A 23,194-nucleotide genomic window follows, 5' to 3' on the forward strand; every position below is an offset into this window, starting at 1 on the left:
TACAGTATCGGCATTTTAATTATATGAATCCACTATATACAATATGACTTAAAAATAATAAAGACACTTTCCCCAGCTGAAAGTGTCTCATGTGATGATTCTCTAGATGTATAAATAGTATATCCAATATTAGTGAAGGATAGAACTTATTATTGACCGATAAATGTATATGTTAACTATTTTTTTACAAAAGAATAGTTTTATTAAAATTTCCAATAAAAAACCAAAGCACTTTTGACCGAGAGGTACTTTGGTTACATAGGATGATTACTATATAAGAGGGAATCGTGTAATTTTATTTTATGTAGTAACATGATGAAATATGAGAAAAACACTCCTGATGTTGTCAATAGGAGTGTTTTTCTATATATAAAATGGCATCATGCCAGGAGCAATTTATTATATGCTTTTAAAGTTCTTAACATGTCATCAAAATAAAAAGACACCTTCTAAAGTTGAAGGCATCCCAAATGTGGTGGCTCTCTAGATGTATAAATAATATATGCAAAATAAGTCATTTTTATGTGAATTAAAATTTACTTTTAGATAGTGCCTTGGGTATGGGGTTAACTATTTTACTTAATAAACGGGATCCCTAAATATAGACTGAACAACCTTCATACAATCGTCCTCCTTTAAGTCAAGTGAATTATATGTCTTATCGGAAAGAGCATTTGAAGATCAATGTACACCAGCAAATCCGAAATTTCCATTGATTTTAGAATTGAAAGAAGTATATAAACAAGCATATAAAGGTGTGTAATAAGTTAAGTAGATATAACTTTTTTAGTTCATAGATTATATATTTGATATTTGTAAATATATTGTATATGGGTGTTAAGAGAAAATAAATCTTATAAACAGCTGTGTTCTAAATAGAACAACTAACAAAAACGCTGCCTAGATGACCTGTATGTAGGTGAGAAGGGAGTGTACAAAAACTATGTCTAAATTGTAAGAAGTTAGATCAAGTAATTGAAAAAAGGTGAATTAATATCGCTTTTTTAAGCAGTATGGATTCAATCATGAAAAGGTACTTTGTTATAGTAGAGAATTAGATTTATTACTTTATGATTTGATGAAATCTAATGAAAATAATAAATAAATCAAATTTATATAAAAAAGAAATTAAATATAAATATTTAAGATATATTTTAAATAAAAAGTGCTTTCCTATAAATAGGAGAGCGCTTTTTTATCTCAATTTCATCTATTTTGGTGAGAGATTTTTTATCTCCTGATAACTCACAAACTTAAACTGAAGTAGAAAAAGGAATGAAGTAATCTGATGGTAGTAATCACCTTAGTGATTTCAATGTATACATGACGAATCAGCTTGTATTTATTTCCTCGATAGGATTTTACATAATATTAATTTTTTGCGAAATATTAGTCTGTAATTAATTAGATTTAAATTATTATTCACACTAAATGACTACCTTTGTGTAGTTTATTTGATTTGTAAGATAGTTAAAAATACTAAATTAAAGCACAAAGACTCGTTATTGATTGATATTTTATAAAGTTGTATTTATATGTGTCATAAAATAACATCTAAATATAATTATAAATAGGATAGAGGGAGGACTATGTAAAAAGTAATAAATACAAGTTCATGAACTGTTTTAACTCGTAAGCACATGCTTAAAGAAACGAAATAAATTTATCAAGGAAATGAGAGGGAGATAATATGGGGAATAATTCAAAATATAAAACCAGAAAAATACTTGCAGCTACTGCTACAGTAACTATGCTTGCCACTGGAATGATTTCTTCTTCGGATGTCTTTGCAGAGGAAAGGCAGCAGCAAAAATTATCGAAATCACTGCAAGAAGAAAAATCAGTTAAATCAGAAAACAGGACATTTACAGTCCCAGGAAAAGGGGATGTTGAGGTACTAAAACAACAGGAAAGAAAAAGTATGGCATTTAGTCCATATGAACCAACTGGTTTATATGCAAAGCCAAATGAGCAAATAACAATTAATGTAGAAGGAAATCAAGATATTCAAGCATACATTGGAACGTATTCGTATGATGCTTCTTGGAGAGAAGATTCTAAGATAAAATCATTTACATTAAAACCTGGTATAAACACAATCCAATCTCCAAATGGGGGAATGATTTATTTTTATAATAAACAACAAGGTGGTACCATTCGAACAACAGTCACAACAGGTGGGACGACTACTCCTTTCTTCGAACTAGGAAAGCATACGAAACAAGATTTAATAAACATGCTGGACCAATATCCAAATGCACATGCAGTGGAGTTAAAAGGAGAACGTGTATTAATTACGGCTAGCCCTGCACGTGTTAAGAAATATTTGTTGGGTTCTAATACAGATCCTGTACAACTCTTAAAAAAGATGGATGAAGCTACTCAAATTCAAGACAAAGTAGCTGGATTATCTGAAGAACAAGTAGATAAACATTATGTTCATTACGTAGAAGAAAATCATTCTCCCGATTATTATATGTATGCATATCCTTATCGAACTGCTTATGTAGGAGATGCAATCCAATACGTGTTAGATATTAATAAATTTATAAAAGATGGCTGGGGTCCCTGGCATGAGGCAGGGCATTTGAGGCAGCAATCACCTTGGAAATTTTATGAAATGACAGAAGTACAAAATAATATATACAGCCTTGCAGTAGAAAAAGCATTTACATCTAATCAACCTTTTAGATTGCAACAAGAGGGTGCTTATACTAAGGCGTTTCAATACTTAGAACAATCTAATAAAAATTATGATGAAATTAGTGATGCTTTTGTTAAGCTTGTTATGCTTTGGCAACTACAGTTAGCATATGGAGAGGATTTCTATCCTAAATTGCATCAATTGTATAGAGACATGCCTTCAAATGAACTTCCACAAACTGATGAAAATAAAAAACAATTATTTATGATTTCAGCATCAAAAGTAGCCAAACAAAATTTGATTCCTTTCTTTGAGAAGTGGGGATTACGTCCAAATAACGATACCATTCAAAAAGTGAATGCATTAGGATATCCAATTTTGACAGCAGAGATTTGGAAAGGTACGGATTCTAACCCAATTAAACCAGATATGCCTAATGGAAATAATATTTTAGAAGGAAAACAGTTTGCATGGTCACTAAAAGGAATTAGTGATTTCGAATTTGCTAAAATCAATTTCAATAAGTCGACAGAAGAAATGCAAATCGACTTAAAAGCAGGCGTACCACATCATTATTTTAATGAAACATACGCGAGTATTAAAGTACAAAATGCATCGGGGAAAGTAGTATATAATAAAGGCATTTATGGAAACAAACAGCAAAATGCTGAATCACAAAAGGTACCAGTCAAAGTAGGGGATTATATCGAGTTAACACATCTAGAAGGTGTGCAAAGAGCAACTCTCACAAATGTAGATAATAGTAAACAAGAGAGCTTTGGAAAAAAAGCCATATACGAAATTACAAAAGAAGGTTTGAAAAAAGTAGAAAAAATGCCAGAAGCAACAATTTTGGATGGAAATCAATTTGCATGGTCGCTAAAAGGAATTAGTGATTTTGAGTTTGCTAAAATTAATTTCAATAAGTCGACAGAAGAAATGCAAGTTGATTTAAAAGCAGGTATACCACATCATTATTTTAATGAAACATATGCGAGCATTAAAGTACAAAATGCATCAGGGAAAGTAGTATATAATAAGGATATTTATGGAAATAAGCAACAAAATGCTGAATCGCAAAAAGTTTCAGTCAAAGTAGGAGATTATATCGAGTTAACACATCTAGAAGGTGTGCAAAGAGCAACTCTCACAAATGTAGATAATAGTAATCAAGAGAGTTTTGGAAAAAAAGCCATGTACGAAGTTACAAAAGAAGGCCTGAAGAAAGTAGAGAAAATGCCAGAAACAACAGTTTTAGATGGAAAACAATTTGCGTGGTCTTTAAAGGGATATAATGATCGAGAAATCGCAAAAGTAGAGTATAACAAAGCAACAGAAAAAATGCAGATTAAATTAGAGGCGGGAGTACCCCATTCCTATTTTACTAGTACGTATGCAAGCATTAAAGTCCAGAATTCATCCGGTAATATTTTGTACAATAAAGAAATTATAGGAAACAGACAACAAGCTGCTGAAAGCCAAACCGTTCCAGTCAAAGTAGGGGATTATATTGAGTTTACTCATATAGAGGGAGAAGCACAAAAGGAAAAGACACGCGCCACACTTACTAATCTTGAGAATAGTAAACAGGAATATATAGGAAAGAAAAGAATATATCAGGTTACCTCTATGGGATTATTAATAAAGTCATAGATTTCACTATAAAACTTAAATTATTGATTTATATAATATATATAAATCTTAACTATTATACGCATTAAAAAATGTTCAAGAGAAAATAGATTGGCGGGTATAGTATGAACATATTCAAAAGGTTTCTAATTTCATCAATTGCAATGACAACATTTGTAGGAACAGAGCTAATACTACAAAATGATAGAATTCATAATAAAGTTTACGCGGAATCTTATAATGTCACATACAAAGAAACAGATTCTAATAAAAGAGATTCACAGGACGAAAGATTAATTGTAAAGTTTAAAAATCAAATTGACTTACCTTATGAAGATGGTATTGAGAAACGAATAAAAAATGAGAATTATGATAACAATTTAAAGAAGTTATTTTCCGAAAATACGGAACTTACTTTGAATCGGTTGTTCTCATCTGTAAATCCGATAGATATTGAAAAGTTATCAGTACACTCTAAATCATTTGCTAATCAATCAGCTAATAATTTATTAAATTATTATATTGTACAAGCTCCTAATAACATAGATATAGAATTATTACTGAAAAAATTTGAAACATCTCCTCTCGTAGAGGAGGCTTATATACAAGAAAAACAAATTTTGACACCCCCTGAAATACAGTTACCGGATTTACCTGTTAATCCGTACGATGATCCTAGATTTAAAAATCAAGGATATCTTGAAGCGGCACCAAAGGGAATTAATGCCCCGCATGCTTGGAGCATTAAAGGTGGTGACGGTAAGGGTACTACTTTTGTGGATATGGAATATGGATGGTTATTGAACCATGAGGATTTATTCAATAAAAATATAAAGCTTATGTCTGGACAAAATATAAGTCAGCATAGAGCTCATGGTACTTCTGTATTAGGAATTGTTTCATCCGAAGATAATCAAATTGGAAATATTGGAATTGCACCAAGAGCAAATGTAAAAGTAATATCCCAAATCAGGGATAATGGAATTTATAATACAGCAGATGCCATTTTAAGCGCTGTACATAATCTACAAGCAGGAGATATTCTTTTATTAGAGGCACAAGCTTCGTATGATGGGTATGGGGATAAATATTTACCTGTAGAAGTACATCCAGATATTTTTGATGCGATTCGTGTTGGTACAGATAAAGGGATTATTATTATAGAAGCTGGCGCAAATGGTTCAAACGACTTAGATGATTTTAAAGATCGTAATGGAAAAAAAATCTTAAATCGAAATAGTCCAGACTTTAAGGATTCAGGTGCTATTATGGTTGGGGCGGGATCATCAACTGTTCCACATAAACGTTTATGGTTTTCAAATTATGGAAGTCGAGTAGATGTATATGGGTGGGGAGAAAATGTTGATACAACATCAGCAAATCCAAGTCAAAATACTACAAATTTATATACATCAACATTTAGTGGAACATCAAGTGCTTCACCAATTATTGCTGGAGCAGCAACTTCGATTCAAGGTATTGCTAAAGAACATCGAAGTTCTCCTTATACCCCAGCAGAATTAAGAAATATCTTAAGTAATCCAAATACAGGAACAAAATCTCAAGATCCGTGGAATGATAGAATAGGCGTCTTACCTGATCTAAAATCAATTTTAGATAACTTAGGTTTTAATTCAGATATACCGAATTCTTCTAATATTTTAGAAGGAAAGCAGTTTGCATGGTCACTAAAAGGAATTAGTGATTTTGAGTTTGCTAAAATCAATCTCAATAAGTCGACAGAAGAAGTGCAAGTCGATTTAAAGGCAGGCATACCACATCATTATTTTAATGAAACATACGCGAGTATTAAAGTACAAAATGCATCAGGGATAGTAGTATACAAGAAAGACATTTATGGAAACAAACAACAAAATGCTGAATCGCAAAAGGTTCCAGTCAAAGTAGGAGATTATATCGAGTTAACACATTTAGAAGGTGTGCATAGAGCTACTTTTACAAATGTCGATAATAGTAAACAAGAGAGTTTTGGAAAAAAAGCCATATACGAAGTTACAAAAGAAGGTCTGAAGAAAATAGAAAGAATGCCAGAAGCAACAATCTTAGATGGAAATCAATTTGCATGGTCATTAAAAGGATATAGTGATAGAGAAATTGCAAAAATAGATTATGATAAAACGGCAGAAAAGATGAAGGTAAAACTAGAAGCAGGTGTACCACATTCCTACTTTGCTAGTACGTACGCGAGTATTAAAGTCCAGAATTCTTCTGGAAATGTTCTGTATAATAAGGAAATCGTGGGAAATAAACAACAAAATGCTGAAAGCCAAATTGTTCCAGTCAAGGTAGGGGATTACATTGAATTTACCCATATAGAAGGAGATGCAACAAAGGAGAAAACGCGAGCAACTTTAACTAACTTTGAAAATAACAAAAATGAAACCATTGGAAAGACAGCAAGGTATCAAGTTACAAAAGAAGGCCTGAAGAAAGTAGAGAAAATGCCAGAAACAACAGTTTTAGATGGAAATCAATTTGCATGGTCTTTAAAGGGATATAATGATCGAGAAATCGTAAAAGTAGAGTATAACAAAGCAACAGAGAAAATGCAGATTAAATTAGAAGCGGGAGTACCCCATTCCTATTTTACTAGTACGTATGCAAGCATTAAAGTTCAAAACTCATTGGGCAATATCTTGTACAATAAAGAAATTGTAGGAAATAGACAACAAGCTGCTGAAAGCCAAACCGTTTCAGTCAAAGTAGGGGATTATATTGAGTTTACTCATATAGAGGGAGAAGCGCACAAGGAAAAGACACGCGCCACACTTGCTAATCTTGAGAATAGTAAACAGGAATTTATGGGTAAGAAAAGAACATATCAAGTTACTCCTACGGGATTATTAATAAAATAGATTAAAAAAGAGTTAACTATTGATAATGATGTATGATGAATTCTATAGGCACATTAGATATTATATATATATAGCTATTCAAAAAACAGGTTATAGATAATGTTCTAAGGATGGACACATCTATTTTTGTTTAATCACGTTATACTTTTCACAAATGAAATGCTACAACATCAAAATCTAGTTTTATGACATCCTTCTGTTGCCATAGTCTATAAAAGGTCAGTTCCATTGGGGGTGACTTTTTATAGTTTTAGTAGAAAGTTATAAACGTCCATAATTTTTGGTTCTGGTGCAAAAATAGTGGGATATGAAAGACGGGTAAAAGATTCCTAGCGGAATTGAACGTTATGCTGTTAAACCAAAGAGTCCATGGATAAGATATATCTGCCTTTGAACAGAATTTTCTCCTTGGAGAGTTTGTCCTTTTTTGATCATATGCATATCTTCTATTCCAGCAATCATTTTTGTAGCTGTATGCAATGATTTTAATCCAAGCATATTCCGAATCCACTTTTTGATAAACCAGTAATCTTGTTTATTGATATTGTTTAAATATTTTTTTACACGAACAGTGCATACCGTGTGGTATGCACTGTTCGTCTTTTAGTTCCCTTATCGCAACAGGATAGGCCTTATCTCCATCAACAGTTATAGAATGAGATTCTGTGGCATGACAAGAAACCAAAGCTTTCTTTAGAAAACGCTTGGCAGCTTTGGCATCTCGTTTACTTCTCAAATAAAAATCAATTGTGTTTCCTTCGGAATCTTGAATATTTAATATTTAATTATTTTGATCATCCCCTTTGTTCAATAAAATGACTGTTTCGTAATATAAATTTTGATATTTATTTTAAATATTTATATTAGATTGATTGTATTTTCAACACACATTATTTCTAAAAAAAAGGTGATTTAGATTAGCAATTATAGTAGATTAACTACTAGTTTTTTCGTTCAAAGTATGATTCTTTTTCTATATAAATCCACGTTATGTGGGGGTTAGCCCTCACATGACTAATTAGCCCTCAAATTCAAAAACAGAAGGGAAAATAAATACAATATTTAATTTTTTTGAATAGATTTTCTCCAATCATAAAAAGATGCTGGGAACCTAGAATTTCGACGTTGTTTTGTAATAGTGGTTTTTTTATTTGAATTCTTTTCTTCAAGAGATGTTAGTTTTAATTGTAATTTTCTTAACTGTGCTTTTAATTCTTGATGTTCTATTTTCAAATCTGTAAGTAAACGTAGTATCATATCTGATTTATTCATAAATAACCTCCTGATTAAGATAAAATAAAATATGTAGCTTACATATTTATTGTGACAGAAGACTACTCTGTAGTATTGGTACACCAAGGAGGAAATAATATACCTATACATACAAACGTATTTAATATGTATTTCATAACATATTAGGTATACATTCAATTCATTTGAAAAGTTGGTGAAAACATGGGTCAATTTAATAAGTTTAATAAGTGTAATAATTTTCCTTTTCCTTGTGCTTTCCCTCCTGCAGGAGAAGGACCAACAGGAGGGACAGGTCCAACAGGTCCAACAGGTCCAACAGGTCCCGGTGGAACAGGAATTGGTGTAACAGGTCCGACTGGCCCAACAGGCCCAACAGGACCCAGTGGAACGGGCATAGGTGTAACCGGCCCAACAGGACCTCAAGGAACTCAAGGACCTCCTGGAGAAGAAGGCCCGACAGGACCTCAAGGAGTACAAGGAATTCAAGGAGAACCAGGACCCCAAGGAGTTCAGGGAATTCAAGGAGAACCAGGACTAGAAGGCCCAACAGGACCCCAAGGAGTACAAGGAATTCAAGGAGAACCAGGACCAGAAGGCCCGACAGGACCCCAAGGAATTCAGGGAATTCAAGGAGAACCAGGACCAGAAGGCCCGACAGGACCCCAAGGAATTCAGGGAATTCAAGGAGAACCAGGTCCAACAGGTCCAACAGGTCCCGTAACTTTTGCAAATTTAAGTAGCTCTTCATCCCAAATCATTCCAAATCTAGGTGTTGTTACATTTAATACTACTATTCTTAGCAATGTTTTAATTAATGGAACAAATGATACCTTAACAATTGTTGATTCAGGTGTATATAAACTTGAATACTATCTTTCTACAGCTCCGGCTTCTATAGCACCAATTAGTTTTGTAATTTCTTTAAATGGTAGTACAGCGACTTTATTTAATATAATAGTTGCTACGAGTGGTGGTGAAATATCACTAGGAGCAATTGGAACTTTAAATAGTGGGGATACCCTTCAATTGGTGAATTTTAGTGACAATCCAACCACTTTACCTAACCTATCAGCTAGTGGTTTGGGTAGACAAAATGCAAGGTTTTTAATATATAAGATTTTTTAGTGAAGATAGTTTTGAAGAGTTTGTTAAAGGATTTTTCTTCAAAATTTTTAATAGAAAAAAAGTTTAATTAATTGCGATTAATCCTCTGAAACTATTGATATAGGGGGAGCAACACATTGCTATCAAGCTAAGGTTAGGAAAGGTTAGTTTCAGAAGAACTCTTCATCTTTTTCTAAAAAACTAGTATAGATCATTGGAAATTATGCATATCAAATAAACCCTAACGGATTTCATTTTTTTATTAGGCCGCTAGATTGTCCAACATAGTACAATTATATATGACACCTAATATATCAAAGAATGTTTTCTTTTCGTATCGATGCAATTTTCGTCCGTTTCGCTGTAGGAGGTTAAACAGACGAAGAAGAATCTTTGATAATTCTTGGGTGTCTTTTCTGACGATTAGTCAACCTGTATTTTTAGGTTTTTACTGGAGTAAATATCAGGAGGAACAAATACTTATTATCATGCATACCAAAGATCCCTAATATATACTCGTTTTTTTACTAGGGGTGAGATATGATATGATGAATGAAACTATGATATTAGGCCGTTAACCGATAATCATAGTTTATATCATGTGTAATAAGTTGAAAGAGGAGCTTCAAGAACTTGTTTACACATACAATGGACGCAACTTTATGACATTTGTTATAGGGTTGCGTTTTTAATTTATCGTAATACTCAACAATGTGATTTTGTTGGTAACGTCGTTGTTTAATCATGTTCTGAATGATGAGGAAAAGGAGCTTCCGCAAATGTTTATTTCCACGTTTATTGATTTTATCTTTAAAAAAGGTTTTACCTGATTGAAAACGGCGTATATCAATACCAGCAAATACATTAAGTTGCTTGTTATTGTTAAAGCGAGTAATATCTCCTATTTCAGCCATCAAGCGTACTGCAGTATTCGGTCCAATCCCAGGAAGACTGAGAATGATATTGTATTCTGCACGTTGCTTGGCTCTATATACCATCTTGTTAATACAGCATTCTTTTTGGTAAAGAAGCTCTTGATAGCGTCTTGCGTATAATTTGAGTTGATCACATAGAACATCGTTCTGAGAAACAGCAGGATAGGAAGTTTTCGCTATTTCCAGTATTTGAATCGCTTTTTTCTCCGCTGTAATATTTGATAATTTTTTATTGGTGTTGGCACGAATACGATTTTTTATAATGGTTTTTGAAAGACCTAAAATACAATCTGGGTGGGGGAATAGTTGAACAAAATTTAAAAACAAATCAGATTTACTGGTAAACATTCTCTCCAACTCAGGAAATGTTAATTGGATTACTTTATGCATACGACCACGAATTATCGATAATTCACTATCCAGTTCACTATATAATCTAGAAAGCGATTTTAGCTGGTAGAATAAATTATCAGTTCCGGTAAATACCCTTCGGGTAGCTGTAAAATGAGTGAGAGCTAATCGGTGTGCGTCGCTCCGATCGGTCTTATGAATCCGTAAGGAATCACATTGTAGCTTGGCTTCTAATGGGTTTAATAAACAATATGTATACTGATTATCTTGCATAAATCGTTCTAACTGCCTGGAATAGATACCTGTTGCTTCGAATACGATTTTAGGCAATTTACCGGTCTTATCTGTAAGCTCATGAATCTTTTCTTGTAGCTTTTTGAATTCAGGTTTGGAATGCTTGATTTCACTTTCAAATACACATTGTTTCTGTGCATTATAAATTCCCATATAACTTTTACCCATACTGATGTCAAACGCAATTACGTGTTTCATAAAGTTCCTCCTTAGGTGGAATTGAAGCCTTCAACTTACACTTATCGATTCTCATTTCTTATACACGATCTCGAAGACCAATATACTAAAAACTGATTCAAATAAGGTAAGTGAAGAAGATCAGTTTTGTATACGGATTCAGGATCCTAAGACACCCACGACCTTCTCTTCACTTCTACTATATAAAAAATAGTAGTGCGAACCAATGCCTTGGTCTGCACTACTAATCTTAGTATGTTTTGTATGTATCGAAACAGAAGTGAAAAATAATATTTAATCATATATATGGATTTATATTTACTCAGCTCTTGTTTCTTCTTTGTGAGAAGTAAATTCCGTATTTGAAACATAATAGAGGAACAGAGTAAAATGGCAATCAATTGTCCATATAATTGGTATTCCAATCGTTCTCGTTTTATCTTTTTACAATGATGAATGTGAAAGAATGACTTCCACGTTTTAAATAAAGTTTCGATTTGCCAACGTAAAGAATACTAATCATATACTTGTCCCATTGGGACAATATCCGTAGGGGTGTTTGTCATATATATATTGATACCACTGAGTCGTTTACTACGAGGAGAATACTTCATCCCTTTTTTCTCTTACAGTTTGATCTTGTAATCGTTTTTGTTGTTGCTCTTTTGTTAGCTAATGAACAATCAAGCGAGTTGGTACTTTATCAGTCATTCCTACAAAAGCATCGAATATTTTACATGTTTGTCCTGGTTGATGAGAGCTCATTAAGACCTCCATATCTATCTGTATATACTTTGTCCCTTTTTAATTCTTCCATCTTGAAAATAATCAGGGGTGGAATTTTTTTGATAAATACGTGTATTTGACTTAATAGGAGAGATATAGTAAGCCTTTTTATCTTGTATATATTGAAGGTCTTTCAAATGAAAATAACCTAAATCTCGAATACATAAATCATTCGCTGCCACAGTTGGGACACACAGAGAACCGCAGGTCCAATCATGTTGTCTCCCTGTACCTGGATAAACAGATGAAAATACATCCGGGAGTTGAAGTGCAGTTGAATCTAAAATACGGATACGCTTGAAAACAGAAGTGTATGGAGAAGAAATCGGCATAGATGCAGCCAATTTTTGGATTAGTTTTTCACCTACGCTGTAGTTATCTTTGCTAGTAATAGGGACACGTAAGATTTTATTTTGAGAGGCTAATTCCCACCAATTATTTTGATAAGAGAGTGCCTCCTCTTTTGTGTTAGTGTCAGCTACAACTAAATAATTATCATCTGCTGAAATAACATATCCAGTGAAAGGTATCTTGTATTGGTATTTGTTCTTTGTTCTTCGTTAATAGGAGTAGGGTTACTTATAGAATCTGCCGAAGTTGCGAAAACCAAGCTAAAGTAGGGAGTGTGGTGAGTAGTTCAAGAAAATTTCCTATTTGCATGATTACCGAATTTTTATGTACAATAAAGGAAAGAGAGTTTCTTAGACAGGAAGAGGAAAGTCATGACCAAGTCATTAGTAAATTTACGAATTGATTTTGCTTTTAAGCAATTATTTGGGACAAGTGGTAGTGAGGATATTCTTATCACATTTTTAAATGCCATGCTAAAGGATTCATTAGAATCACCTATTATGTCACTACAATTAGAGGATCCACATTTACATCGAGAACACGAGGATGATAAATTATCAATTTTAGATGTCTCAGCCACACTAGACACGGGTACTAAAGTAAACGTAGAAATTCAGTTGAATAATAATCACGACATGATTAAACGAAGTTTGTATTACTGGGGTAAATTATATACTTCACAGTTGCAAAAAGGGATGCCGTACAGCTCTCTTCGTAAAACAATCACTATTAATTTGTTAAACTTCGTACTTTTCCCCGAATATGAGGAATTTCATACAACGGGAAAGCTATGGAATATACAACAGCAAAAGCAATTTAGTGATGATATAGAGATTCATGTTATAGAGCTTCCAAAATTAATGGAACAATGGCGGGAAGAGAAAGTTAATCCGTGGGAAGATTCATTTGTTCGTTGGCTGTTATTACTACCGGCAAATGAAGATGAACACTTAACTCAAACATTGGAGGATATTGCGATGAATCAAGATCCGATTTTACAAAAAGCAATGAATAAGTGGGAGCGAATGAGTCAAGATTCGACTTTCCGACAAGCCTATGAAGCGAGGGAAAAAACCCTAATGGATGAAGCTGCAAAGTTTGCTCACGCAGAGGAGCAAGGAATCAAAAAAGGTATTGAAAAGGGTATTGAAGAAGGAAAAAAAGCCGAACGAATACAATTGGTATGTGGTATGTATAAAAACGGAATGTCTGTAGAGGATATTGCGAAATTCACGAAGTTACCTATAGAAGAAATAAGAGAAATTATCCAATTATAAATAAAAAAAGAACACCTACAAATACTGTAGTGAAGTGACCCCTAAAAGTTAGACACGGTTATTTCATTAGGCAGCTTGATAAAAGTGAGTCCGGTATTGTACCGGGCTCATTTTTAATTTTGCCTTAATCCGTTTCGTATTATAATAATCTATATATTTTTCTAATTCTATTTTAAAGTGCTCTACATTTTCAAATTCTTTTATGTAGAGGAACTCCGACTTCATAATCCCAAAGAAATTTTCTATTACTGCGTTGTCGTAACAGTTTCCTTTTCGAGACATACTCTGGACGATAGCTCTTGATTCAAGTGTCCGGACGTACTGTCTCATTTGATAATGCCATCCTTGATCCGAATGCATCAGTAGCTGGTGGGTTTCGGGTAAACGTTCCAATGCTTTCTCTAACATGTCTGAAACAAGCGAATACGTCGGTCTAGAACCAATTGTATAGGTAATAATTTCATCATTATACAAATCTAATACAGGTGATACATACAGTTCTTCTCCAAACAATTTAAACTCGGTGATGTCTGTTACCCACTTTTGATTCGGTGCATCTGTATGAAAATTACGCTCTAAAATATTAGGTGCAATTCTACCGACTTTTCCTTTATAGGATTTATATTTCTTCATACGCACAACACACTTTAACCCAAGCTCTTTCATAATGCGCTGAACCTTCTTGTGGTTCACTTTCTGGCCACGATTCGTTAATTCATCACGAATGCGACGGTAACCATAACGACCTTCATTTTCCTCATAAATCGCTTTAATCTCAGCTTTCAAATCGGCATCTACATCTGGACGATTCATTTTCTTTACTAAATCATAATACGTGCTTCGAGGAATAGTAGCTAGCTCCACGAGTGCCTTGACCGAATATTTATGCCTTAATTCATAGACTACTTGCGCTTTGTCTTGTTTTGTGATTTTTCCTTGTTTTGAACTAAGGCATTTAACTTTTTTAAGTACTCATTTTCCATCTCAAGCTGTTTAATGCGTGCTTCAAGTGCTTCGACTGACCCTTCAGCTAAAGGTTGTTTTAATTGTTTATTTGAATCTTTTTTCATGGATGGACGCCCCTTTTTCTTAGATTGAAGGGCATCAATTCCTTGTGTTTCGAGCTGTTTTTTCCAAACAGAAATCGTTGAAGGGGCAGGAATATTAAAGATAGCTGCCGTCTCAAATAAGGACATACCGTTTTCAATCATAAAGTTTAGTACGTCTAGTTTAAATTGTTGTGTGTAATTTGTACATCGTTTTAGAAAAGCTTCCAGACCATTCTGTTTATATTGGTTTACCCAATTCAAAATGATTGTGTCACTTATACCGAGCGATCTACCCAGTTCTCGATAACTTTCATTTCCGTTCAAATAACGTAGAACGATTTGTATTTTTTCATCAGCTGTAAATTTAGCCATAGAAAAACTGCACCTCCAATTGTTAGACTGTGTCTAACAATTGGGGTGCAGTTCAAATAATCCCTGGAGTATAATTATTAGTTGGTGTATCGTCAGGAAAATAAGAATTTACAACATTAAATATTTATCGTTTTCCGACAGAAGACTCCTTACCCAAAAATATGAAGGTGTGAAACACCAATTTTAGGTGGGAGATGAATGTCGGTTGGCATAAGCCAACATGTTTGCTACCATTTACTTGTACAGATTGCTCTTCGAAAACTGAAGATATGAGGTTGGTTGCAGAAAAACGTTGCAACCGTAAAATCTTCAACGTTCTATCGCCCCATGTTTGCCGAAGTTGCGAAAACCAAGCTAAAGTAGGGAGGGTGGTGCGTTAACGTATAAGATATTTATGTTCTCACCGTAGGGACTACGGATGGAGCCTGCTAAGATAACCGGTGGATACCTCGGTGTTCGCAGGAATATCCCGCTTCAAAAAGTCCGTAAGGACGTTAAGTGGTGAGTAGTTCAATAAAGAACTATACATGGATTCTACCTTAAATACATGCTTTATATTCCAGCATTATATTGTTAATAATTGTGTTGACGGGCAAAATTCCCTCGACTTCATTTACTCTTGCGCCTGCAAAAACAAGGCCGTTTTCACAAGAACCATCCATAGAGGTTATCAAAGAATCTAGCGTGCAGAAACGATAAGAACAGTTTTTTAAGCAATTTATACACTTTTATCTTTTTATTATCAGCTATTAATTTAGTGAAGTTATTTTTAATTGGACGACCTTGGAGACTGACAGTTGTTTTGACTAATATAGTATCTTCTAATCGAGCATTTATATATTTTTCTTTAAAGAATAGATTTGTCAAAAATGAAGTGGGATGTAATCATTAATTATTTTAAGTGGGGATATGAACAGAGCTTAATAGAGATTTATATCCTATTTAATAAATGCAATCTTGGTATTTTAAGTGTTAAATAATCAATAGTTATAAAGGAAAAAACCTATGTTTTTAGTAATCTACACAATTTCATTAACAACAATAGGATGCACAGCATATTCTAGAGGTTTTAAATATCAATATTCCAAAAATCTTTATAATCAATATGCTTATCAGATTTTTTTAATATTCTAATGATCTTAGTTGCAGATGTTAAAGTGGGAATACGATCCTTTTTATTTGCTAAATTACTTATCAGAGATTTACTTAATCCAGTTTTTTGTACTAGCCATTGTTGTTTAATTCCTCTGTGATCTAAATACTCACCAAATGGAGTTCTTTTTTTGCCTAGGCCAAACATAAAGAATCCCTCCTAATTAAGAATAGCGTATAAATAGTTTGTACAATTTCCCATAAATTTAAACTTTTGTCCATAAATATGGCGAATGAGTAGAATGGACCATCCACTTATATAGTTTGTTCGACCTTGGCACTAAGCATATAGCTCTGTTTTAGAGATGATGAAAGGAAATGTTAATAAAAAATGTGAAATTAACGGATCAAACAAAGGATATGTAAAAATTTTGCCACCTTTCGGTGGCTTTTTATTTGTGCAGGAAATCTACATACGTTTCTTTTATCACAATTTTAGTTTTTTAGAAGGAACTGGATAAAACGAAGTAAACTATAGATAAAAAGGTGAGGGGATATATAAACAAGCGATATATCAATAATGTAAAAAAGATACTTATCAGATGGTAGCGTCTTTTTTTATCTTTCTATGCAATCATAAACCATTTATCTCGAAAAAGTGAGTGGGGAAGAGAGCGAAGGGAAATCATAACGCATCAACCTATTTCAATGATTTTTTTGTCTTTAATTAAATTAGCCTTTATACTGTCCATTGGAGTTAATTACAATGGTAATATAAAAAAATAAACAAGGGAACAAATGAAACTTGTGTCATGTCTATATATTGAAACCATATTAGAAGTGAGGGCAGTTTTATGTTTATTCAAATAAGTTTGAGGTGTGAAAATGGAACAGAAGTTTATGGGAAAATTTAATCATAATGAGCTTGACTATGTTATTGAAGATTATTGGCAAGATGTATGGAATTATTCATTTATTATTACAAAAGATCCACACTTATCAGATGACATCACGCAAGATGTCTTTATAAAAGTTTTGAAACATTGGCATTCGTTTCGAAAGGAGTCATCTATTAAAACGTGGATATTAAAAATCACAAGAAATACGGCAATAAACTATTTGAAATCCTCTTATTTTAAAAGAATATCTTTAGTGGGTTTTTTTAGTGACGACAAGCAGTCTTCCTCGGCAGAACAAGAGTTTTTTAAGCAAGAGGAACTAAATGAAGTGTGGGATGTTGTATTAAAACTACCTAAAAAACACCGTGAAATACTAATATTGGACGCGAAATATGAATTATCTTATGAAGAAATGGCTGAAACATTAGGTGTATCCATTGGAACAGTCAAATCTAGATTAAGCCGAGCGAGAAGTAAAGTTTCAAAACTAATAGGGGAGGGTAGAAGTGATGAACAGTAAAAAAAATCCTGACTGGTATAGTAAATTGAAAAAAGGCCCAATGGAGCATCGGAAAGATCAAGAAGAATTTATTTATAAAATAAAGCAATCTATATATCAAAATAGTGAAGTAGATTCTGTAACAAATAAGAGATCATTTCGTAAAAAAGCATTGCCTGTTGTAGTTGTGTTGGTTTGTACAATGTTATTTTTTATTGTTCAACAACCTTGGCCTGACGATAATAAATCACCGGTAGAAAGTAGTACTCAAATTAAGCTGAAAACAAATGATGAATCTGCTCAAGATCCATCATTAAAACAATTTATGAATGATTTATCTCAAATCACAAATTCAAAAAATGAAAATGATTTGTATAGAGCGTTAAATGATGAAGTTCTATTTAAAGGGAAGAGCTATAAAAAGGATGAATTAAAGTTTGATGAAGATATTTTTCATGAGTTGCAAGTCGCCCTTACAATGGGGGGAGAATTTGTGAATGATAAGAAGAAAGTTTACAAAGTGCCAAGTGGATCGACAGAAATTAATCAATCAATGCAAGAATACTTTATATATGCAACTGTTACTGGAAACAAAACGAAAATTTTAGCTGAACCAAAACGAGAATCAAAAGTTTTAAATGAAGTATCTAATGAAATGGTAAAAGCTTGGATCCCGGAAAAAGTTCAAAATGATGGATATATAAAAATATCGACTATTAACGGTGATACTACTGGATATGTACAAAAAAAGTATGTTTTAAGTGATATTAAATATGCTTTCATGTTCGAAAAGAATCATGAAAGTATATGGAAAATAACGAATATAGAATCTATATGGTAAAAGAGGAAGGTTCACTTTAATGAACCTTCCTCTTTGTTATTATTTTCTTTTTGAAGTGTATGCCAAGACTCTAAAATTTCTGATGTGATGAGAGCAGCAATGTTTTTTTCTGAATTACTACCAGGAATAACGACAGAAACGGCAATTTGTGGATCTTCGGTAGGAGCATATGCAATGAAAAGAGAATGATTTATCATTCTTTCTTGCTCATTTGGAAAACCTGTAATACCTGTTTTACCTGCGACGTCAAAGGGCAACTTTTTAATTTCCTCTATATTTTGACTCATTCCACCTTGCACGACACTCCAAAAGTTCATCGGGTAACGATTTGAACTTTCTAAAATGGGTTTAAACTTTTTTGTTTCCTTACCATTTTGATCAATAATAGCACTTACGATTTGAGGTTTATATTTATCACCTTTACTTGCCAAAGTTGCTGCATATTGAGCAATTTGAAGAGGGGTGTGTACTTCATTTCCTCCCCAAGAGGCATTTAATAAGGCGGAGATACCATTTTCAAACTTGTTTGTTGGATGAAATTCATATTGTCCGTCTTCTTCAAAGGGTAAATCAATCCCAGTTTTAGAACGAAGGCCGAATTGCTTTAAATACTCTGTCCATATATGTGCAACTTTTTCTATATTCCCATTATTTTGGTTGAATAAGGGTATAGCTACTTTTGCTGTCATAAATGTGTTAGATGAATTAATAATAGCCTGCCTCGGTGTAATCTCACCTGTTGGCGTTCCAGGTGCATTCGTAATGTTATTTTGATTATCATATTGAAAAGTACCTTTATCTAAATAAGTATCTTCAGGTTGAAAAAGCTTTTCGTTTAATCCAATTAAAATAGTAAGTGGCTTTATAGTTGAGGCCATATTTACATAAGATTCACCATACTTTAATTTTTGAATTGCTTTATTTTGCGAAAGTGATTTGATGTTTTCTTTTTTAGATGATACTTGTTCATATAATGTATTTGGATCAAACACTGCTGAGTTGGCCATAGTTAAAATTGCGCCAGTTTTCACATCGGTTACCACAACATAACCAGCATTAACATCAGTTATTTTCTTGATTTGAGATCTTAATGATTCCTCTGTTTTTTGCTGCAACTCAGAGTCTAAAGCTAGCCGGATATCTTTTCCTTTTTGTACTTTTTGCATGTTCCATAAGAACTTTTTATTATTCACTTTAAAAATAAGAGTCTTTCCGGGTGTTCCTTTTAAATCATTTTCATATTGTAGCTCAATCCCGCTTTTTCCAACGGGTACATTAAGGGCATTTTCTACATACCCAATTACTTGTGAACCAATTCCACGCTTAGGATAATATCGAATAACTTTATCTTTGATTATTACATTATTGGGTTTGTTTTTGTTTATGAATGCAAGTTCATTCTCAGTTATGTCAGAGTATAACGGTATATCATTCATAGTCTGCTTTTTACAAGATTGTTGTAATTGAGATTTTATGTCCTCTGTAGAAATGTCATGTTGAAACTCGCTTGAAAATTGATTGAAAAAAGCCAATGTATTTGATGCATCATGATTCGATAGGCTTTCATCATTAGAAGTGCAATATAGAGACTTAACTTTCTTATTTGTAGCTAGTATTATACCATTTTGATCGAAAATTTTTCCTCTTTCGGCTGAAAAAGTTGCGATAGTAATTGAAATGAATTTGATTTTTAATAAAAGTAGTAAAATCAAACCTACAATAGAAAGAACTGCAAAAAATCTCCATCTTTTTGTATGTAACATATAGCCCTCCCTTATGTAGCTTATTTCATCTTATAGTTAATTATTTTTTTTGTAAATGTGGAATAACCTTATTGCTTAGGTTTTCTATTAAGTATTACATCATGAAGAAAGGAATAATCAATATGAAAAGTTACTAGCAAGGGTTCTGTTGCAAAGTTTAAAAAACATAAAAAAGTTGCTAAATGAGGAACAATGTTTAGGAAGTAGCTAGTAATTGGTGAAGTTCCTTATTTGTTGAAAAGGCGGAGTCTTTCTGAAGACTTCGCCTCTGTTTATATAAAGCATGAATGGTTTCGATTCCTTTTATGGTACGAGAAGCATGACGAAGATTTTGAAATCCTGCGGATTTAACAAAATGTCGCTTAATATGTCTATGGTCCTGTTCAATGAGATTATTGAAATGTTTGATGGTACAGTGTTTTGTATGATTATAAAAGCCATTTTTCTTCCAGTTTAATTTTGTTGAGAAAACTTTGTAGCAGAACCATCTGTAGTATATATTGAGTTTAGGGCTAGTTATTGTAATGATTATTATAACAATTCTTTAGTTGTGAGAAAGAATAGATTTGTAAATTATTATTCTATAGTCATAAAAGACATCAATCTGAAAAGAAAGATGTCCTTTATTTAATAGTATTACGGTTTATTTAATTACTTTCCATAAAGCTAATGAGAAAATCCAATTTGGATCACCATAACCTTGATAATTTTGAATTGCTTCATAGATTTTACCTTGATGTTCTACTTTGTCTCCTTTTTTATAGGCAGCACACGAATTCCATACCTTATACTCAGAAGATGGGTTATCTTTTGTTGTGATTTTAACTTCATTACTCGCAACTGAAACTTTTCCTTGAGTATCTATAGCTTTCACCATATACCTATATTCTGTACTAGCCAGTAAATTCTCATCTGTATAATGAGTTGAAGTACTTGTACCTATTTTGGTACCGTTACGATAAATCTCATGCTCTTTTATACCACCATTACTTGTGGATTTTTCCCATATTAAATGAACACTGTTTGTAGTAGTTTCTGATGCTTGTAATCCTGCTGGAGCTGCTTGTTCTGGATTCTCTTCCTTTGTGGTAACTGAAACTTCATTGCTACTTTTTGATTATTTCCTGCTGCATCGACAGCTTTAATTGTAAAATTATATTTTGTATGAGCTTGTAACCCCGTATCTTCATAACGTGTTGTTTTTGTTGTTCCTACTTTTTTTCCATCACGATAAACTTCATATTCTTTCAAACCAACGTTATCTGTAGAAGCTTCCCACTGTAACTCAACAGATGTTGTTGTTGCTTGACTAACAGAGCGTAGGTTAGAAGGCGCTATTGGAGCTATTACGTCAATTTCAGTACTACTATTAAAAGCAGAAAATAGTTTAGAAAAGGCACCATCGTCTACATCGGATAATCCAGAGGCATCTCCAGTTGCCTGAACGATTCGCCAACTTTCAGTAGTCTTTTTATCACGAGACACTGACCACATACTAATTTCCCCAATACCTTTTTCTTTAGCAAATTGGAACAATTCTTTTACATTATTTAATGTGAAAGTTTCATTTTGAGTATCGTTCTTTCCTATCATAGGTGTAACAGCAATCATTTTCCAAATGTCAGAATCTTTAATAGTATTTTTATATAAATTGGTTTTGTTGTCCGTAATCCATAGTCATAATATTAATAGAATTTAAATCTACATCATGTTTTATAGCGCTTTGGATCACATTTATACCATCATTAGTTAGACCATAAGGCATTACTGGTAAGGTATAGTCAATCTTTACATCTTTACCCTCGGCTTTTAATTCCTTTTGTAATAACGCAATTGCTTTTGATCTTCTTTCGATAGATTCTGGGTGAGCAACTAAGGCTCCTTCAATATCAAAATCCATGTGTGTTAAATGTAATGTGTTAATTACACTCTTATAGGCATCTTTTAATTTATTCACATCTGTGATAGCGGCAGCAAGATCTGCACCTAATCCAGGGATATTACCAGCATTTGCTCCACCAAAGGATACCTTAACATCTCCACCTATTTTTCTAATTTGTTTAATTTGATCATCTAAGTTACCATCTCCAATTGGGGCATGACTTCCTCCCCATACTGGATTTCCATTTTTATCAGCCACTATAAATGAAAGAGTAAAAAAGCTAGTATTTGTTTTTTGTGCATATTTTAATAGATTTTGAGGATTCATTCCAGTATCTACATATGGTGCAAAAACATGGCTTGGCCAAGTTATTCCTTCACCAAATAAATCATTTGGATCGCTATTGTCGGGTATATATTCTGAACCAGTATATAATTCCCATCCGTTAAATTGTTGGGTAGGTAATGTACCTGCATTTACCCAATATAAAGTATGATAAACCTTCCCTTCATATGTAACGTAAGATTTACCTGGATAATCTCTGTTTTTATTCCAAAATGGCGCTACTTGTTGTTGGGACTCAGCTATATTTTCTTGAGCGTATGCAAACGGATGACTAATGGCTAGGGATGTGGGAATTATCATAGTTAATGCTACAGCTGTTTTTGCAAGAGTACGAAATATGTATTTTAAAGAATTATCGCCGTAACTCCCGACACTGTTATTAAAGTATGAATTTCCTTATTAGCTTTAGTTAATGTTAAATTTTTCACATAATAATTAATCTTACTTAGTAGGATAACAACATACAAAAAATGAAAAAACTTAGAGGTAAATATAATAATATTCATTCAAAAATAATATATTTCTTCTCATAAACTACGTAAAAACGAGCTAAAATGAATAAATATATACCATTTTTGTAATTTGGTAATTAATGGTAAAATATAAGTAATATAAATGTACACAAAAGTGTCGATTCTAATAATCTAGTTTGGCTAAAAAGCTTATATCTTAAATAGAAAACTAGATACATTTTGACTATATATAGATAAATTTTTTCATTTTTCGGTAGTATAATGAGATTGTTTTTAAAAAAATGTAAATATTATGAAT

11 protein-coding genes and 8 pseudogenes are annotated in these 23,194 nt (G+C 32.9%); 7 read left to right on the forward strand and 12 right to left on the reverse strand.

The genetic code is table 11. The annotated features are described in order from the left end of the window. Nucleotides 1-1,042: 1,042 nt before the first annotated feature. The 3 genes and pseudogenes from AC241_RS35505 to AC241_RS30675 form a co-directional block, all read left to right on the forward strand. A pseudogene (locus AC241_RS35505) lies at nucleotides 1,043-1,105 on the forward strand (stage II sporulation protein E); the annotation flags it as partial. A gap of 585 nt (nucleotides 1,106-1,690) precedes the next feature. Further along, nucleotides 1,691-4,297, forward strand: a complete 2,607-nt coding sequence (locus AC241_RS30670; protein ID WP_050845545.1) for a putative mucin/carbohydrate-binding domain-containing protein — start codon at nucleotides 1,691-1,693, stop codon at nucleotides 4,295-4,297. Between the two features lie 104 nt (nucleotides 4,298-4,401). Beyond that, a complete protein-coding gene (locus tag AC241_RS30675; protein WP_050845546.1) occupies nucleotides 4,402-7,152 on the forward strand; it encodes a putative mucin/carbohydrate-binding domain-containing protein in 2,751 nt (916 codons plus the stop codon). A gap of 345 nt (nucleotides 7,153-7,497) precedes the next feature. Here AC241_RS30675 and AC241_RS34505 read toward each other — a convergent pair. Both AC241_RS34505 and AC241_RS30685 read right to left on the reverse strand, forming a co-directional pair. After that, nucleotides 7,498-7,918, reverse strand: a pseudogene (locus tag AC241_RS34505) (DDE-type integrase/transposase/recombinase); the annotation flags it as partial. 296 nt (nucleotides 7,919-8,214) lie between these two features. Further along, a complete protein-coding gene (locus AC241_RS30685) occupies nucleotides 8,215-8,424 on the reverse strand; it encodes a preprotein translocase (protein ID WP_050845547.1) in 210 nt (69 codons plus the stop codon). A gap of 183 nt (nucleotides 8,425-8,607) precedes the next feature. Here AC241_RS30685 and AC241_RS35800 point away from each other — a divergent pair, with 183 nt between their 5' ends. Beyond that, a complete protein-coding gene (locus AC241_RS35800) occupies nucleotides 8,608-9,531 on the forward strand; it encodes a collagen-like protein (RefSeq protein WP_050845548.1) in 924 nt (307 codons plus the stop codon). Between the two features lie 241 nt (nucleotides 9,532-9,772). Here AC241_RS35800 and AC241_RS34510 read toward each other — a convergent pair. The 4 genes and pseudogenes from AC241_RS34510 to AC241_RS35945 form a co-directional block, all read right to left on the reverse strand. Beyond that, nucleotides 9,773-9,931: pseudogene (locus tag AC241_RS34510) on the reverse strand (IS4 family transposase); the annotation flags it as partial. 145 nt (nucleotides 9,932-10,076) lie between these two features. Beyond that, entirely contained in the window at nucleotides 10,077-11,288 is a 1,212-nt protein-coding gene (locus AC241_RS30695; RefSeq protein ID WP_050845549.1) for an IS110 family RNA-guided transposase, read from the reverse strand. Between the two features lie 239 nt (nucleotides 11,289-11,527). Next, nucleotides 11,528-12,409, reverse strand: a pseudogene (locus AC241_RS33995) (IS4 family transposase); the annotation flags it as partial. Beyond that, nucleotides 12,407-12,663 (reverse strand): annotated as a pseudogene (locus AC241_RS35945) (DUF3221 domain-containing protein); the annotation flags it as partial. The pseudogenes AC241_RS33995 and AC241_RS35945, both read right to left, overlap by 3 nt. Before the next feature lie 112 nt (nucleotides 12,664-12,775). On the opposite strand from AC241_RS35945, the gene AC241_RS30710 reads away from it, so the two are divergent. Beyond that, nucleotides 12,776-13,681, forward strand: coding sequence for an Rpn family recombination-promoting nuclease/putative transposase (locus tag AC241_RS30710; protein ID WP_050845550.1), 906 nt, complete (start codon nucleotides 12,776-12,778; stop codon nucleotides 13,679-13,681). Between the two features lie 66 nt (nucleotides 13,682-13,747). Here the strand turns inward: AC241_RS30710 and AC241_RS34000 are convergent. The 3 genes and pseudogenes from AC241_RS34000 to AC241_RS30725 all read right to left on the reverse strand — a co-directional run bounded on the left by AC241_RS34000 (nucleotide 13,748) and on the right by AC241_RS30725 (nucleotide 16,402). Then, a protein-coding gene (locus AC241_RS34000) for an IS3 family transposase (RefSeq protein WP_155417072.1) occupies nucleotides 13,748-15,102 on the reverse strand; the annotation gives its coding sequence in 2 pieces (ribosomal slippage) (nucleotides 13,748-14,649 and nucleotides 14,649-15,102; 1,356 coding nt in all). Between the two features lie 539 nt (nucleotides 15,103-15,641). After that, nucleotides 15,642-15,960 (reverse strand): annotated as a pseudogene (locus tag AC241_RS35515) (nitronate monooxygenase); the annotation flags it as partial. A 211-nt stretch (nucleotides 15,961-16,171) separates the two neighbouring features. Next, complete coding sequence (locus AC241_RS30725; protein ID WP_050845551.1) at nucleotides 16,172-16,402, reverse strand: helix-turn-helix domain-containing protein; 231 nt, start codon at nucleotides 16,400-16,402, stop codon at nucleotides 16,172-16,174. 677 nt (nucleotides 16,403-17,079) lie between these two features. Here AC241_RS30725 and AC241_RS30730 point away from each other — a divergent pair. Continuing rightward, on the forward strand, nucleotides 17,080-17,613 hold the full coding sequence (locus AC241_RS30730; protein ID WP_050845552.1) for an RNA polymerase sigma factor: 534 nt from the start codon (nucleotides 17,080-17,082) through the stop codon (nucleotides 17,611-17,613). Then, nucleotides 17,603-18,433, forward strand: coding sequence for a hypothetical protein (locus tag AC241_RS30735; protein WP_050845553.1), 831 nt, complete (start codon nucleotides 17,603-17,605; stop codon nucleotides 18,431-18,433). The genes AC241_RS30730 and AC241_RS30735 overlap by 11 nt, the downstream gene beginning before the upstream one ends. 11 nt (nucleotides 18,434-18,444) lie before the next feature. Here AC241_RS30735 and AC241_RS30740 read toward each other — a convergent pair whose 3' ends face one another. From AC241_RS30740 to AC241_RS35950, 3 genes and pseudogenes are all read right to left on the reverse strand, one after another. Continuing rightward, on the reverse strand, nucleotides 18,445-20,196 hold the full coding sequence (locus AC241_RS30740; RefSeq protein WP_050845554.1) for a peptidoglycan D,D-transpeptidase FtsI family protein: 1,752 nt from the start codon (nucleotides 20,194-20,196) through the stop codon (nucleotides 18,445-18,447). A 196-nt stretch (nucleotides 20,197-20,392) separates the two neighbouring features. Continuing rightward, a pseudogene (locus tag AC241_RS34015) lies at nucleotides 20,393-20,644 on the reverse strand (DDE-type integrase/transposase/recombinase); the annotation flags it as partial. 195 nt (nucleotides 20,645-20,839) lie between these two features. Then, nucleotides 20,840-22,723, reverse strand: a pseudogene (locus tag AC241_RS35950) (fibronectin type III domain-containing protein). Nucleotides 22,724-23,194: the final 471 nt, after the last annotated feature.

Origin of the sequence: Bacillus thuringiensis (assembly GCF_001182785.1) — a bacterium.
Lineage (GTDB): Bacteria > Bacillota > Bacilli > Bacillales > Bacillaceae_G > Bacillus_A > Bacillus_A thuringiensis_S.

Excerpts from the sequence above, each read along its gene's own strand:
- AC241_RS30670 (WP_050845545.1), top strand. The coding sequence starts at position 1,691 with ATGGGGAATAATTCAAAATATAAAACCAGAAAAATACTTGCAGCTACT.
- AC241_RS30675 (WP_050845546.1), top strand. The coding sequence starts at position 4,402 with ATGAACATATTCAAAAGGTTTCTAATTTCATCAATTGCAATGACAACA.
- AC241_RS30685 (WP_050845547.1), bottom strand. The coding sequence starts at position 8,424 with ATGAATAAATCAGATATGATACTACGTTTACTTACAGATTTGAAAATA.
- AC241_RS35800 (WP_050845548.1), top strand. The coding sequence starts at position 8,608 with ATGGGTCAATTTAATAAGTTTAATAAGTGTAATAATTTTCCTTTTCCT.
- AC241_RS30695 (WP_050845549.1), bottom strand. The coding sequence starts at position 11,288 with ATGAAACACGTAATTGCGTTTGACATCAGTATGGGTAAAAGTTATATG.
- AC241_RS30710 (WP_050845550.1), top strand. The coding sequence starts at position 12,776 with ATGACCAAGTCATTAGTAAATTTACGAATTGATTTTGCTTTTAAGCAA.
- AC241_RS30725 (WP_050845551.1), bottom strand. The coding sequence starts at position 16,402 with ATGTTTGGCCTAGGCAAAAAAAGAACTCCATTTGGTGAGTATTTAGAT.
- AC241_RS30730 (WP_050845552.1), top strand. The coding sequence starts at position 17,080 with ATGGAACAGAAGTTTATGGGAAAATTTAATCATAATGAGCTTGACTAT.
- AC241_RS30735 (WP_050845553.1), top strand. The coding sequence starts at position 17,603 with ATGAACAGTAAAAAAAATCCTGACTGGTATAGTAAATTGAAAAAAGGC.
- AC241_RS30740 (WP_050845554.1), bottom strand. The coding sequence starts at position 20,196 with ATGTTACATACAAAAAGATGGAGATTTTTTGCAGTTCTTTCTATTGTA.